The sequence below is a fragment of the Xanthomonas sp. F14 genome, from assembly GCF_014199865.1.
In genome coordinates this window covers 1,279,616-1,292,623 of sequence record NZ_JACHOM010000001.1, presented here as the reverse complement: position 1 = coordinate 1,292,623, position 13,008 = coordinate 1,279,616, and the positions used below count along the sequence as shown (strand labels likewise).

The following is a 13,008-nucleotide window of genomic DNA, read 5'->3' as shown; positions in this document are numbered from 1 at the left end:
TCTCAATCGCAGTCCTTTCGATGCCCTGGTCAATTGAGATCCAGGACATCACGGACCGCACTGGCTATGTATCCAGCTGCCTGTTGTGCTTCTCGTCGAGTGGTCGAGCGACCAAAGCTCACCCTCACCCCCTCCCCAGCGCTTTCTTCATCCATGCCTAGGGCTCGAAGGACCCTTGAGGCTCGAAGCTCGCCAGACGAGCACGCAGCCCCCGTGGACAGTGCGACATGTGGAGTCAGTCTTAATAGCAAATCGGGCGCATTGGCCCCAGGGAAACGAAGGCTGAGGTGCCCTGGCAATCGCTTTGTTGGATGGCCAATGATGACTGGATCTATCCCGTTCCCGTGAAGTGCCTCCAAGAACAGAGTTGTCATCGATGCAAGATGCGCCCGGGACTCCTCCATTCTGCCCAGCGCAAGCTTAGCTGCTGTACCGAGCCCGACGGCTAGATAGGCAGGGACGGTGCCCGAGCGAGCGCCCCCTTGTTGCCCTCCCCCATGTAGCATTGGGAGCAGCTCATCATTGAGTTGAGAGTCCATCCAAAGCGCTCCGACGCCCGCGGGTCCGTAGAGCTTATGGCCGGATATGCTAAGAGTGCTGATCCGCATTTCGTGCACAGATATCGGGACATGCGCCGCTGTCTGGGATGCGTCTACATGAAACAGGTGACCTCCATCCGAGATAGCTCGCCCAATCGCGGCGACTTCTTGAATCGTACCGATCTCGTTGTTTCCGTGCGCAAGCGCCACGAGCGCTCGCCCCTCCCCGGAAGGCAAGGACGCCTTCACCGTGTCTGGAGAGACACTCCCGTACAGGTCGTGCTGCAACTGCCCACCTCGACATTCTCCTTTATCGTTGAGGTAACGGGCCACCTCAACGATGGAGCTGTGGTCGAGAGCGCTGACGTATAGCCCTCCAATGCAGGTTCCGGCCAGGCCCTTCAGCGCCAGATTGTTCGACTCAGTTGCACCGGAGGTGAAGATCACTCCATCCGGGTCGGCGCCGAGAAGATCACCGATTTGCTGCCGAGCATCTTCAATCGCTCTTGCGGCCCTATGCCCAGGCAAGTGATCGGCATGAGGATTCGCATGGGAGCTGCCCAACCATTCCATCATTGCCTCTACCACCTCAGGGAGCGGAGGCGCAGAAGAGGAATAGTCGGCGTAGATTGGCGGAGAGAACTTCATTGAAAATCCTTCTTACTTCTGGCAGATGACGCAAGCAGTGGTCTCGCCAAAGACCTCCTCCATCTCAACGCCTGCTGGCAGGTCAATACCCTGTCGCAGTGGATTAATCCTGCCACGGCTGACAGATTTCTCCTTTCGCCGCTCGAAATCGCGCTCAATGGCGTCCATTCGCTCCGGCTGCTCAAGGTCGGTCAATGACTCTCGATCGCTCCAGGTGAAGGGCGACCCGTGTTCCAAAGCTGTCTTCTCATACTGCTTTGCCTCCTCAAACCGCTCTGGATGCTGCTGCTTGAGTCGAACCCACTCGATCTTCTGCTGGAAGAAGCAGAAGGTGCATCCACTGCGCGATCGCCACTGGTAGTACTTGGGCAGACCGACACCAGCACCGTCAAGCAGCTCCATCACCCCGGAGTGATCGATACCCGCCTCACGAAAAGGGAGATGAACGGTCAAGTTTCGATGGCCTGAGTCATAGCCCTCCCGGTGGTTCTCATCCGATCGGATGGCGACGTAACTGTGGACTTTGTCGCCGGCCTCCAGCCAGGGCTTGATCCAGTTCCGGAATGGCGTGAGCTTCAGCTGCCGAGTGCACCAACGGCTCCTTGGAGACGGCAGGAAGTTGTTGTACTCCCGCAGCCAGAAGTCAAAATCGCGCTGTGGATTGAGCCTCAGAATCTCCTTTCCAAGAAATCCTTCAAGGCTTCCCAAGAAGTCGTAGACCTCTGGCAGCTCTTTGCCGGTGTCGGTGAAGAAGTACTTGAGGTCCAGCTCCGGGTGATTGAGCCGCATATACACAGCAAGCGCAGCGCTATCCTTGCCGCCGGAAATCCCTAGAACGTGATGCTCAGCCATTGTGACTCTCCGACTCCATTCCATCCTCCAGAATTATTGCTCCTGCCTCAGCCAAAGCTGCGAGATAGAGCTCTTTTGAGAGACCCTCTCGCTTGGCTGCAGCTAGGATCACATCGCGAACCTGTGAGATCACGTCTCGATCTTCATCCCCCACATCGATCGTAGCGCTGACCGTTCTCTGGCTGCCAAAGGCAACAGCGAGCGCATGACGACCCGAGGGGCGCCCTTGGACCGATGCCAACAGCTCCAGCCGGCGGAACTGGAATGCCCAGTCGGCCAGCTGAATTCCCGCACGCTCAACATCTTGATCCGTGAAGTCACGGGCGGCGCGATTTGTTGCCAAGGACGCCAGGCTCTCATTCTGCGTTGTGAGCCCTTCGTACTCAGCTAATCGGGATACGAATGCGTCGATTCGGAAGTCACCGGTCCTGCCTGCGATTGCTTTAGCGCGAGATCGGATTCGCGACAGGGGCCCACTGTGAGCCAGCGCAATCAGCAGCTGATCCCCAAGCCTTTTGAGCACTTGCTCATAGGCAGAGTCAAGCTCTTGGACGACGCTGATGATCACCTCGACGACCTCCTTTCCAGGCTTGAGATCAAGCGCCTCGGGGAGATCCACGAAGATTGTCTTCAGCGGGTCCGATGCACGTAGCAGCACCGAGCGCACGCTTCGCGCAGCGTCGCTGACGGACGTTGTCTTTCGACTCCAGGTCGGGAGAGAGAATGCCCAGGCTACCAATGCCCTAGCCGAATCGAGGGGATCAGCCTGCACAGGCCTACCAGCAATGGGTTCCATGCGACGAGCGAGCTGCCGGAGCATCTTCCGGGAACTATCGTCGATGTGAAGCCACTTCCAACCAATTCGCGAGGCATCTTGGAGCCATGCATCCGAGTCGGCGTCGCTCATCTCAGGCGTGAACATGCCATCGATATACAGAGTAATCTCACTGCGATGAGCTAAGAAGAAGGCCAGAGCGAAAATTGGAAGCAATCCATTACGTACGCCGTAAGGTGCGCGCCGAGCCGTATCGAATAGGGACGAAAGAGGGACCTCCGATCGCGACTGGACCAGTTGGGCCTTCCACTCCTGCCATAGTGCCACGATGCTTGAGCTACCCATCTCCTCTAGCTGATCTAGCGTTCGGAAGCCCGCCGCACCATCACTGACTCCATGAAGCTGAAGCGGAGCCACGATGGTGTGATACAGGCCAGCTTCAGCTGGGTAGCCTTCAAAGCCGAGCTCAGCTTGGCCCGCATGCGAGAGCATGCGATGCATCAGTAGGCGCTGGGCCTTCGCAGCGTTTGACGAAAGAGTGTCACGGTTCACCAGCTCACTAAACACAAGAGGCGACTTGAAGAATGCCTTGTCGCAGATATCGCTCGCGATAGGTGCGAGTCCATCATCTAAAGTGCTGGTCAGTACCTCGGTCCCGATATGCCAGGTCGCTGTGGAGAATGCTTCGCGCAGATTTGCATCCAGCGTATGGCGTGCGTGCTCCAATCGCGCCGACACTTCGCGCCTGGCCACAGTATCGCCATCAAGCTTCGGGGTTGCCTTTGCGACTTGTTCCAGTGCAGCAAGCTCGGTAGCTTGCTCAGCCAAGCCGAGATGAAGCTTCGGTACGCCAATGGCATTAAGCGAGTCCGGGCACCTCGCAGCCAGGGCTACTGCTGCCTCGCGAAGAGCTTGCGGTGATGTGTCGTCGTCGGGAACAAGAAGGATGAAGCGTCCGGCGGTCGTCTCCCTGGATGCATCCAGCAACGCTTCGGCGGCCTTGGGAGTGGAGACAACACGCTCAAACCAGCGCAGCGTGCCGGTGAGAAAGTAGTGCTTGCGCGCACTCAGTGCGGGCAGTGCGCCGACCTGCTTAAACTGCTGATCGATGGATAGCGTGCGCTTGGCTTTAGCAAGCTCAACTGCCGCCTCAATGTCGAAGTCGCTACCGGCATAGACCGCCCAAGCCGAAAGGTGCTTCCGATAGACAGCGACGCTCGATTTCACAAGATCAGACAGAGCTACCGCGATCTCTTTGGCACCGTGGCCCGGAACGCTCTGCTGCAGAACATCATTGGTTGCCGCAACGCCAGACCCGTTTCTGAACATGTCGATCAATGCGATCGTCTTGATCAGAGCAACGTGGAGCTCCTGGAAGCGCGCCTCCACCCGTTCAATTGCATCGCTGGCGACCGCCCACCGATGGCCATCAGCCGAAGCAAGAATCGCCGGCTCAAAGTTAACTCGCAGATAGTCCCAGAAGCGAGCAGGGCTGTATACCGCAGAGATCTCGCCCGCCTGGCCTCGCAAGAACTCCTGAAATCCCATCGGCTCAGCCGAGCTCAGGAAGCCAAACACGCTGCGCTCGTTCTGGCCGAAACGCCTACGCGAGCAGGGACCGAGCAGGGCCGCAGTCACGGGATGAAGCGGCCAGCACGCATCCAGGGAGGCGGCAAGTGTCGGGGGGGAGGAGGGGCGCCGCAGCCGGATCTGATCTGCGATTAGTCGACTGACTTTGAGGGACTTGGGATGCTCCTGTGCGGACTCGATTGCGCCACCAATCAGCCCAATCACTTCGTCCGTACCAGCGACGACCGGGATGTCAACAAAGCGGCCCTGCACCTTGGCCCATTCGGCTTGAATGCCTCGGTGCGACCTGCCTACGTACTGCTCAAAGGCCTGATGCAGTACGCCCACAATGACCAGACGCCCTTCACAGCGACTCGCAGCCTCGGCGAGCTCCTGCAAAAGATAGATGTCCTCGCCGGCAGCGGCAGCGGCTTCGAGCAATTTGCCCATTTCATCAAGCAGGACCAAGACCCCGCCAACGTCAGGGTTCTCGGCACGCTTTGTTAGCTCGCCAATGACGTCACGCACGCCGTCGCGCATACGCTTAGCTCCGCGCATGGGAGCGTATTTGTCGATTGCCTGGCTCAGAGCAGACTCTAGCGACTGCCGCCTTCCCACAAGGGGAATCACGGTCCAAGGCTTGCGGCCGCCGAATGTGCGAGCAACGTCACCGGCTCCATCGAGCCTGAGCACCGCCTTCGCGCGCTTACGTGCGCTTGGTGAACCACCAGCAAGTTGTGCCAGCGCCAATGCAAGAGTCGACTTACCCCCGCCATATGGCCCGGTCCAAGTGAAAGCGCGCTGCTGAGATGTGCCCACATAGCGCGCTGTCGTCTCAAGAGCGAGCTGACCGCTGCCATGAAGTACATATCCGTCCAGAGCATCCTCTCGGCCTAGATCGGACTCCAGCTGCACAGAGCGCTGGAAGCGCGAGGCAACCTGAACCAACGGACGCACATTACTTGCCATAAGCCTTCCTGAAAAGGTCGACATGAAGCTCGTCTTGAGCTCCTCGAATCTGCCGGCTGACCTGTCGTACGCCGGCGGTATCAGTCCACCGAAGCTGACCATCTGTCAGCGATTCAAGCCCAGAGAGTCGATCCTCGACCCCCCTTTCATCGAGCTTGAATACTCTTCCAGGAGATCCGTATTCGTGCGCAATCGCCTCAAATGAAAGTGTGGCTTGCCCGGTGCTTAGGCGAGCCTCACGCTCCGTCCAGAACTCCATCAGAGCCATCGCGAAGATTCCTTCAGGTAGTGAGCTCTGAGGGCCTCGCAAGAAGGAAAATGTCGCTCCGCTCCCTTCGTTCAGAAGACCCAATTCAGACAAAAGCGGCTCAGCCGCATCATCTCCACCTCGGCCATCACGCTTGGCCGCGTAGCAACGGACGCAGACCTCAACATCACGCTTCAAGGTCACTCTGGACGTTTTGTGCCCAGCCTGCTCAACGGCGGCTTTGAGCGAGTCCGTCAGCAGTTCCACGTCAAATGACTGTTGAGCACCCTGGTTGAAGACCCACCACCACGAAGTCGAGCGTCGCGCTCTCCCTGCTAGCAACCAATGAATCCACCAAGCGGATGCAGGACGCTCGAGGAATGGGTCTAGTCCATTGCCGAACAGGGCCTCGCCGGTAGGAGCGATGGAAATGCGTCCATCGCGGGACTCCGAGATGATGTCGCACGCCATCGCCCAATGGCGAATGGCTGCGACCATGTTTTTTCCCACTCCAAAGCGGCGAATGCCTACTTCTGGCGCAAAGACTTCCTTGGCGGGCCGCCCCACGCCGTCGGCGGCAGCATCGTAGGCCTTTCGCAGCCATAGTTGACGCAGAGGGAAGGTTTCGTGGCCTGAAAACTGAACAGGGGTTGGAAGCAAGATCGAGGTCATAGAGGGGAGTCTACTGGCGACACCCACCAGTTCAAAGTTGCTGCTGGCAACCGTCGCCAGCCACCACAGGCCTCACAGAAGATTAATGCCATAACCAATTGATTTTATGGCAATTTTTGAAATGGCCGTCGGATGACGTCCTATGCCTATCTCGCCGGATGCCCTGCCTAGATTACAAATTTCCCCCGAAATGCCGCGGAGGGGGGCGTTGGGTTTGCAAAGAGCCTTCCTAGCCACGCGCTGTTCTTACCCATGAGAACGTGATCGCCCCCTTGACGCAGTCATTCGCCCGCCCTAGTCGCCGCCACACGAACGTCCACACCAATTTTTCATTGGGGACTCTGCCCCCCACGCATTACGGATGCTCCAAGCGAGTCCACACGTCCCTGTCATATGCGGTGCGCGGCGATCCCAGCGGGCTCCGTCCCTCATCAACCACTTCGCCTTTATGCGGCGGTATCAACCCCCAACCCCGTCTCGTACTCACGATGTATCCCCGTGGGTGCATTACAGCTAAAGGCGCCCTGCTCGGCACGCAAGCAGGACACCTCTGGTCCGGGCGTCTTGACGCCCCAACCATTAGCGACGTCCGTCATCTAGGCGGCCGTGGCGCCCTGTATCTTCTGGCTCTGGTACAAGCTTTCCAGGCGCGAACCCGCTTGGCTCCCACCCTGGAGGGAACTCACAGTGTTCTTTCGGTATTAGATGCCCTGGGAGTCATCCGAATCGAGCTGGAGGTCGGCCCAGATATCCATGCGATTGCCGGCGACAAGATTGCCTGGTCCTACACATGGCCACACGTCCCTTTCGGAGAGCTGGAATCGCGGCTCAAGGACTACCTGCAAAGTGAGGCTCAAGAGCCCCCTTATGCGGAGATGTGGTTAAGGGTTTGGCAGGAGCTGGTTCCGATGGAGGTGACCGCTTATCTTCGGCATCAATTGCGCATTCACCAGTTTCCCGACGTTTTCCTTGTGGAGCTGGCTCGGCTACTCATCCCGTACGACTCGCGATACAGCCTGGGCCATTGGCGCTATGCGTGCTGGGCAGCGGTCCGTAGCATGGCATCGATCTCCCTGCAATACCCCGGCAACGTTGAGATACTGAAGTTCACGCTGAGCAACGAACTCCCGCGGCGGCTAAGGCTTACCCAGGGAAGCTTGGAAGGAAAGCTTTGCTTTTCCCCTTCCCATTCGCTACCAGACTGTGCACTGACGTCCGCGTTTTCAACCGTCGCCACGCGACTGGGCGATCAGTACTGGATGTCGCCCCCCACCCTCGATCTGATTTAGCAGCTTCGGATATTCACTCGTGTCCCGCACGATTTGCCAGCGTCTAGAATTTTGGTCCCACATGCAGGCATAGGTCTGATAGCCGACCGCCCGGGGTTGTCAGACAGGACTTGCCAGGCGGGCTTTTTTGCGCCGGCTCTGCCAAAACTTCCTGCTATAGCCTGCCGCTGCCACCGAGACCTCATCTATATCGGCCAGGGCACCTTGGCATGCCGGCCAGGTTCGCCCGTGGCCTAACATAGCTCCTCGAAGGTGGGTAACACGACTTTGTCAGCAACCCCATCTTGGCCAGTTTGGTATTTGAAATAGCACTGTCCTAGGCATTGCCCTGCTCGTTCGGCTTTGACTGCTGCGTCGTTGAGCCGGTGAGCCCCTGGACTTAGTGGGGTCCATGCGTCACACCGCGTAAGGGGGGCAGCGCCTTGCGCAGATACCTAACTGATCCATGATCCAGCGCGCATCTGCAATCACATCGCTTTGGACATGACGCAATGATCGGCGTCCCGAGATCGATAAGCTTTCCCCTAGGCGCATCACCTGATTGCCGACATGACAGCAGTGAACGGCAGACCATTGAAAGGTGTGGGAGACAAATGCACTCGTGTCGGGGATCTGCCCGCTAGGCCGACTGGGTGATCGGCTCTCTGAGGGAAGATCCCAGAACGCAAGCAACATCTCGCTGGCGGATGTCTTCCCCATAAGCGGTGCCTGCACGTGTGCTAGCCAGCTCACCGACAAACACAAGCCCAGATGCGACCCTTCATACGCTAACAGGTTGACACTGTCCGACCAGGCTGCAGTGTTAACTTGCCCGAGCTGGCTGCGCAAGCACCACAGGGAGAAACCGATGCTGCAGGGGCACTGAAGCTGATGTTCGACTGATCCATCGCCTATGCCTTGCATGCACGCATGGCCAGACTTTCGCGCTAAGGCGCGCGCCTGGGCGGCAATGCGAGAAATGGCTTCTGCGTGGCTACTAACAAGAGTCTTGGTTACCTCACTAGGCGGGATGAGGCGGAAGTACTGGCTAACCACCCGGCTTTGTGGGCAAGGCGCTGCTTCGCGAATCCTCTCTGCCGCATGAATGCGCACATCGTGGGGCGAAATACCCAACGGACGAGGCGATACGGGTAACCATGGCAGACCGGCAACCCAGACCTCCTCAGCTACCCGGCAAGTCAGTTGATCCCCGACCGATGAGGCTTTGGGTGCGGCGGTCTGCGATGAGGCGCCGTCATCCAAGCCATCCAGACGACATCCGCATCCGTCGCATTGCAGCGGCTCCCTATTAAAGAAGATACGATAGCCAATGTGCTGGCCACAGTAGTTGCAGAACTGTTCGAGGCGGACTTGATGCTCAGGGCAGAACCAGAGTGAGCGATGCTGATGGATCGCCTTGTGATGATTTCGCTTCATACACTGCGGGCACCAGAACACCGTGGATCGATACCATTCCAAGGGTACTTCAGTGAGGTCTTGCCGCGTCTTGGTGATCACGCGACGAAGTAGCGGATGCGTGATTTCGTCGTTCGCCACCTTCAGTTCCGCTACCCATTTCATGAATTCGATTAGGTGGGTGGTCGAAGGCGGACGGTACGGCTGGAATATGCGTAAGGGCCGCTCTATGAGTTTGGTAATATCGTATGCGCGGCACAGGTTAAATCTGCCGATCGCCGCGTATGCCCCAAAAAGGGAGTTATCTTCCCAATGCTCTGGGAGATGGGCGACAAAACCCGACGGTGCCGACGCCCTAGATGACATCAATCTTCTGAAGCAGTTCAGATGTGATCTTCAGCTCCGCACTGTCTGCACCACGAAGGTGCATGAAGAACGATGCCAAGAACCCTGCCACACTGGACATGGCCACGACGGTCCCCACGCCAGGCAAGCGTTGCTGTTTCAGTTCGCGCCAGAACAGCGCACTACTGCTGATAAGCCGCCCCCCGCCCTCATAAAATCTGGGCAGTAGTAGTTGCAGGTAACTCATGCCCGAACCCACAGGAAACTCAGAACCGGCGTCAATTGCCGCCAGCAGCGGTTCCAGTTCTGCTGCGTTCTGAATCCCCCTGAATTCGTTCAACGTGGACATGAAGCGCTTTTCCAGATCTGAGCGTGCGGCCTTCAATTGTTGCCGTTTCTCTTTGAGCTCGATCTGCCCGAACAAGACGACCGTGACCTTCACGCGGTCTCGCACCAGGCGATTGATGACCGACTTGAGCCAGGCAAACTCGTCACAACTCAGCTCCTGGGCTTCATCGAAGATCAGAAACAGGTGTCGGGCTTCCCCTGATAGGGACAGCAAGGCGCGATGCACTTGGGTGCGCTTGCCGGCCAAGTCTCTGGCGATCTTGGGCGCATAGTCGATCTGGTTGAGGATTTCCGAAAGTAAACGACCCTCGGCCGGATTGGTGTCTTCGACCACCTCAAAGATCAGCACGCCGCAGCCAGGCTTTTTTCGCTTCATTTCCACCAATAGCAACTCGGCACATGAACTCTTGCCCGACAGCGGCTGGGCGAAGAAGGCAATGGATCCCCTGCCCTTGCGGCCAAGCGCCCAAACACGGGCCAGAACGTCCTTGGCAGCAAGCGTTGGCAGCACCGCTCGCTCAATGATTAGCGGATGCTCATCCCATACTTGATCACGCAAGCGTAGAATCTCCTCAATCGTCATGACGATCTCCGTTGAAGGCACCTATGTCATCCCACTGCATGTAGTTGGACGTTGTTGATTCGCTGGCCCGATCCAAGAGGTCCGTCACCGCGACTCCGACCTGCTTCACCTGATCGGCGGTGTTGGGTACGTCATCGGGCACATCGCGGCGGGCGTTGTGATCGCCCAGATGTCGCATGGCCGCCTTGGTCGGCTTGGATTTACTCTTGGCCCTGACATATTCGTCCGCCACCTTTTTCAAGAACGCTGCCACGACATCGTCGTTCCTGTCGTTCTCGATGTAGCCCTCGCGCAGAAGTTGATTGATTTGGCGCCGCAGATCGATCGAGTGATCGCTCCAGCGCCAGCGGCCACCGGCCTGGCAGATGCCCAAGGGACGCTGACGGCAGAAAGCCTCAATGAATCGAATATTGGTCCGGGCGACATGCAGTTGTAGGTCGACCTGTTCATCCAACAGCGCCCAATCCTTCGCCATAGCCGGGTTCGTGTAGTCGACCTCCAGAAAAGAAAAGTAAGGGCGACGACCAGTGGCTTTGTTGCCCCGAATTGGCACGGTGATGATCGACTTGGACAGATCTGCCTCGCCTTCTCGCAGCGGAGGTAGAAATGGAAACTGGTACTGATCGCGTTCGGGTCCGCAAATGAGCGCATGCATGCGCTGGGCCGGGCTGGCCGCCAAGTTGGCTTTGCCCATTTTCCCGTTGAAGTTGCGCAACAGATTCGACACCAGGGTCACAATCTCGCGCTCTGACAGGATGCACGCGCGGGCAGCCTCTTCCGCTTTCTGCCGCCTAGGATCCTGTGGTCCAGCACCGGTGGTTTGAGGAAGCCGTTTAAAGCCTGCGCGTTCCAGTTCGTTGAAAATGCGCTCCACCAACTGGCGCCTGGCTGGAGTCTTTATTGGGCCAAAGTTCACCGCGCATCCGCTTAGCGACATCACACGTGAGACCAGTTCGTCAGCGAGATGGATGAGCGCGTTGTCCAGCAATAGGCAGTTGAATCCACACCAGCCGAAGCGGTCGTCCAGGTCGGCCAAAGGGCGCGTGGCCAGCTGACTGTCTTTGCGGTGGGCCCAGTCCGGTTCTCCGAGTACGCCCGCGTGAAGCACGTCCATTGCATCGCCGGCGTTGGCCGCCTCGCGGAAGATCACCTTGAAGGCCATGATCCAACCCTTGTGGCGATCAACCAGCAGCAAGAGCGTCATTCGGCCTGCATCCAGAAACCGGAAACCCTCAGGCGTTTCGATCCTGACGGTGCCGATGCAACCCATGGCATGCTCGTCCATCTCGACGATATCCATTGGCATACAGGCCACGAGGCGAGAGCCATGGCCATTGCCGGCCTTGGCTTTGGTCGCGGCTTTGTCCCCATACTGGGTAGCCACGATTGCGTCGTAGTGCTGGATCAGAAAGGCCTTGGTGAACTCCCGCACGGCCCCCGCTCCACGCCGACGGGAGGTAAAAGGCCAGGACTGCATGTCGGGATCCTTGGCTTCGCATAGACGCAAGAATTCCATGTGGACCGACTTGTGCCGCACGCCCGCCTCTCCGCCGGGCTTTCGTTTGGCGTTGAGCAGCAAGTACGACTCCAATGCTGCGGCAATGTCGCTGTTCTGGCGTAGGAACTGCGCAAGTGCCCCCGCTAGCCCTTTGCTTTGATGCTTCGGCAGGGGCTTCCTTCGCTGCCGCGGCTGGATCTCCAAATAAGGCAGCAACCCTACCCAACCGATCGGCATGCCTTGCCCATCAAGCGCGACACATTTGTCATAGGCTCGATAGAACACCTCTCTCCAGATCGATTTGGCCTGCAACAGTTGCGTGATCCGTGAGCCGTGCACGTAGTCGGTAATGGCCTCCTTGAGCGAATAGAACCGCTTCGTCTGCGCCGCATCCAGGCCTTCCAGTGATGGCATGGCCCAGCTGGCGAGAACCAAACGCTCGGGAGGCGTCGTCTTCAGAGTCAGGCGGCTACCCATGACGATGTGTCCGCAGCACAGTACCGGGACCCCACAGGTGGGTATCTACATCGCTTTCAATTTCGCGCGAACGCAGCAGCGTGGCCACTGCGCCTGTGACAAGCGCGGTATTTTCGTTGGTTAGCTGCCGGCACAGATCCCGAACAGCTAAGTCGCCATGCTCTTCCAGCAGATGCCGGCAGCGAATGATCAGCGGGCCCAAGGAATGCGATCGGCACCGGTTGATCGTGGGAACGATCGCCCGCCAGCTCTGGACACGTACCTTGGCTGCATTGAGCACCGCCAGGCTGACCAATCGCCGGCCCGCCACCGATGTCTTATTGGCCTCAAGGGCCAGGTCGACGTCGAGCTCGGTACCCTCCAGCGTGGTGACGGTAGCGAAGTGCCGCCGCCCCGGGTGCGGGTGCGCTCGCCCGTGGCGCAGGGGGGAATAGTCGACGTACGCCACATCCGGTGAACCTTCCAGGTAGAAGAAGGCCTCCAACTCGATGTCCGAACTCAGCGTTAGCGGGAGTGCCTGCGTGTCCTGGGGGGGGCTGACAAACCACAGGTTGTGGCCGCTGGCCCCTCTGGCACGCACGGAGGCCAAGTACTGGTTGCGCTTCTTTTGCGCCGGGGTCTTACCCATTAGTTTGCCCGCGCAGACCAGCGGCGGCAGGCAAGCGGGTGCGACCTTGACCCGCGTGGCGGGAAGGGGTGTATAGTGTGTTTGGCATTAACAGGTCCTCCGAACGACCTGGCCTCAAGAGTCCGACCATTGGCGTGGCGGGCTCTTTTTTGTGAATTAGTTTTTAATTCCAGT

Annotated in this window: 9 protein-coding genes; 1 reads left to right on the top strand and 8 read right to left on the bottom strand. The window is 58.4% G+C overall.

Annotated features, from left to right (window positions below):
• Positions 1–29 precede the first annotated feature (29 nt).
• Genes GGR73_RS05590 through GGR73_RS05575 form a run of 4 tightly spaced genes read right to left on the bottom strand, consistent with a single transcriptional unit; the run spans position 30 to position 6,271 of the window.
• A complete protein-coding gene (locus tag GGR73_RS05590; protein WP_184455976.1) occupies positions 30–1,187 on the bottom strand; it encodes a cysteine desulfurase family protein in 1,158 nt (385 codons plus the stop codon).
• 12 nt (positions 1,188–1,199) lie between these two features.
• On the bottom strand, positions 1,200–2,039 hold the full coding sequence (locus GGR73_RS05585; protein ID WP_184455974.1) for a phosphoadenosine phosphosulfate reductase family protein: 840 nt from the start codon (positions 2,037–2,039) through the stop codon (positions 1,200–1,202).
• Complete coding sequence (locus GGR73_RS05580) at positions 2,032–5,376, bottom strand: ATP-binding protein (protein ID WP_184455972.1); 3,345 nt, start codon at positions 5,374–5,376, stop codon at positions 2,032–2,034. The genes GGR73_RS05585 and GGR73_RS05580 overlap by 8 nt, the downstream gene beginning before the upstream one ends.
• Complete coding sequence (locus tag GGR73_RS05575) at positions 5,342–6,271, bottom strand: DUF4007 family protein (RefSeq protein ID WP_184455970.1); 930 nt, start codon at positions 6,269–6,271, stop codon at positions 5,342–5,344. Before GGR73_RS05575 ends, GGR73_RS05580 begins: the two co-directional genes overlap by 35 nt.
• Positions 6,272–6,930: 659 nt before the next feature.
• Here GGR73_RS05575 and GGR73_RS05570 point away from each other — a divergent pair.
• A complete protein-coding gene (locus tag GGR73_RS05570) occupies positions 6,931–7,560 on the top strand; it encodes a hypothetical protein (protein ID WP_456362923.1) in 630 nt (209 codons plus the stop codon).
• Between the two features lie 396 nt (positions 7,561–7,956).
• Here GGR73_RS05570 and GGR73_RS05565 read toward each other — a convergent pair whose 3' ends face one another.
• From GGR73_RS05565 to GGR73_RS05550, 4 genes are all read right to left on the bottom strand, one after another.
• Entirely contained in the window at positions 7,957–9,120 is a 1,164-nt protein-coding gene (locus GGR73_RS05565) for a hypothetical protein (protein ID WP_184455968.1), read from the bottom strand.
• Positions 9,121–9,310: 190 nt separating this feature from the next.
• Positions 9,311–10,231 carry an ATP-binding protein gene (locus GGR73_RS05560; protein WP_184455966.1) on the bottom strand — a complete coding sequence of 307 codons (921 nt, stop codon included), beginning with the start codon at positions 10,229–10,231 and terminating at the stop codon, positions 9,311–9,313.
• Complete coding sequence (locus tag GGR73_RS05555) at positions 10,221–12,206, bottom strand: hypothetical protein (protein WP_184455964.1); 1,986 nt, start codon at positions 12,204–12,206, stop codon at positions 10,221–10,223. The genes GGR73_RS05560 and GGR73_RS05555 overlap by 11 nt, the downstream gene beginning before the upstream one ends.
• Positions 12,199–12,834, bottom strand: a complete 636-nt coding sequence (locus GGR73_RS05550; protein WP_184455962.1) for a hypothetical protein — start codon at positions 12,832–12,834, stop codon at positions 12,199–12,201. The genes GGR73_RS05555 and GGR73_RS05550 overlap by 8 nt, the downstream gene beginning before the upstream one ends.
• Positions 12,835–13,008 lie beyond the last annotated feature (174 nt).

Coding starts and splice junctions, on each gene's coding strand:
- GGR73_RS05590 (WP_184455976.1), bottom strand. CDS start 1,187: ATGAAGTTCTCTCCGCCAATCTACGCCGACTATTCCTCTTCTGCGCCT.
- GGR73_RS05585 (WP_184455974.1), bottom strand. CDS start 2,039: ATGGCTGAGCATCACGTTCTAGGGATTTCCGGCGGCAAGGATAGCGCT.
- GGR73_RS05580 (WP_184455972.1), bottom strand. CDS start 5,376: ATGTCGACCTTTTCAGGAAGGCTTATGGCAAGTAATGTGCGTCCGTTG.
- GGR73_RS05575 (WP_184455970.1), bottom strand. CDS start 6,271: ATGACCTCGATCTTGCTTCCAACCCCTGTTCAGTTTTCAGGCCACGAA.
- GGR73_RS05565 (WP_184455968.1), bottom strand. CDS start 9,120: ATGAAATGGGTAGCGGAACTGAAGGTGGCGAACGACGAAATCACGCAT.
- GGR73_RS05560 (WP_184455966.1), bottom strand. CDS start 10,231: ATGACGATTGAGGAGATTCTACGCTTGCGTGATCAAGTATGGGATGAG.
- GGR73_RS05555 (WP_184455964.1), bottom strand. CDS start 12,206: ATGGGTAGCCGCCTGACTCTGAAGACGACGCCTCCCGAGCGTTTGGTT.
- GGR73_RS05550 (WP_184455962.1), bottom strand. CDS start 12,834: ATGGGTAAGACCCCGGCGCAAAAGAAGCGCAACCAGTACTTGGCCTCC.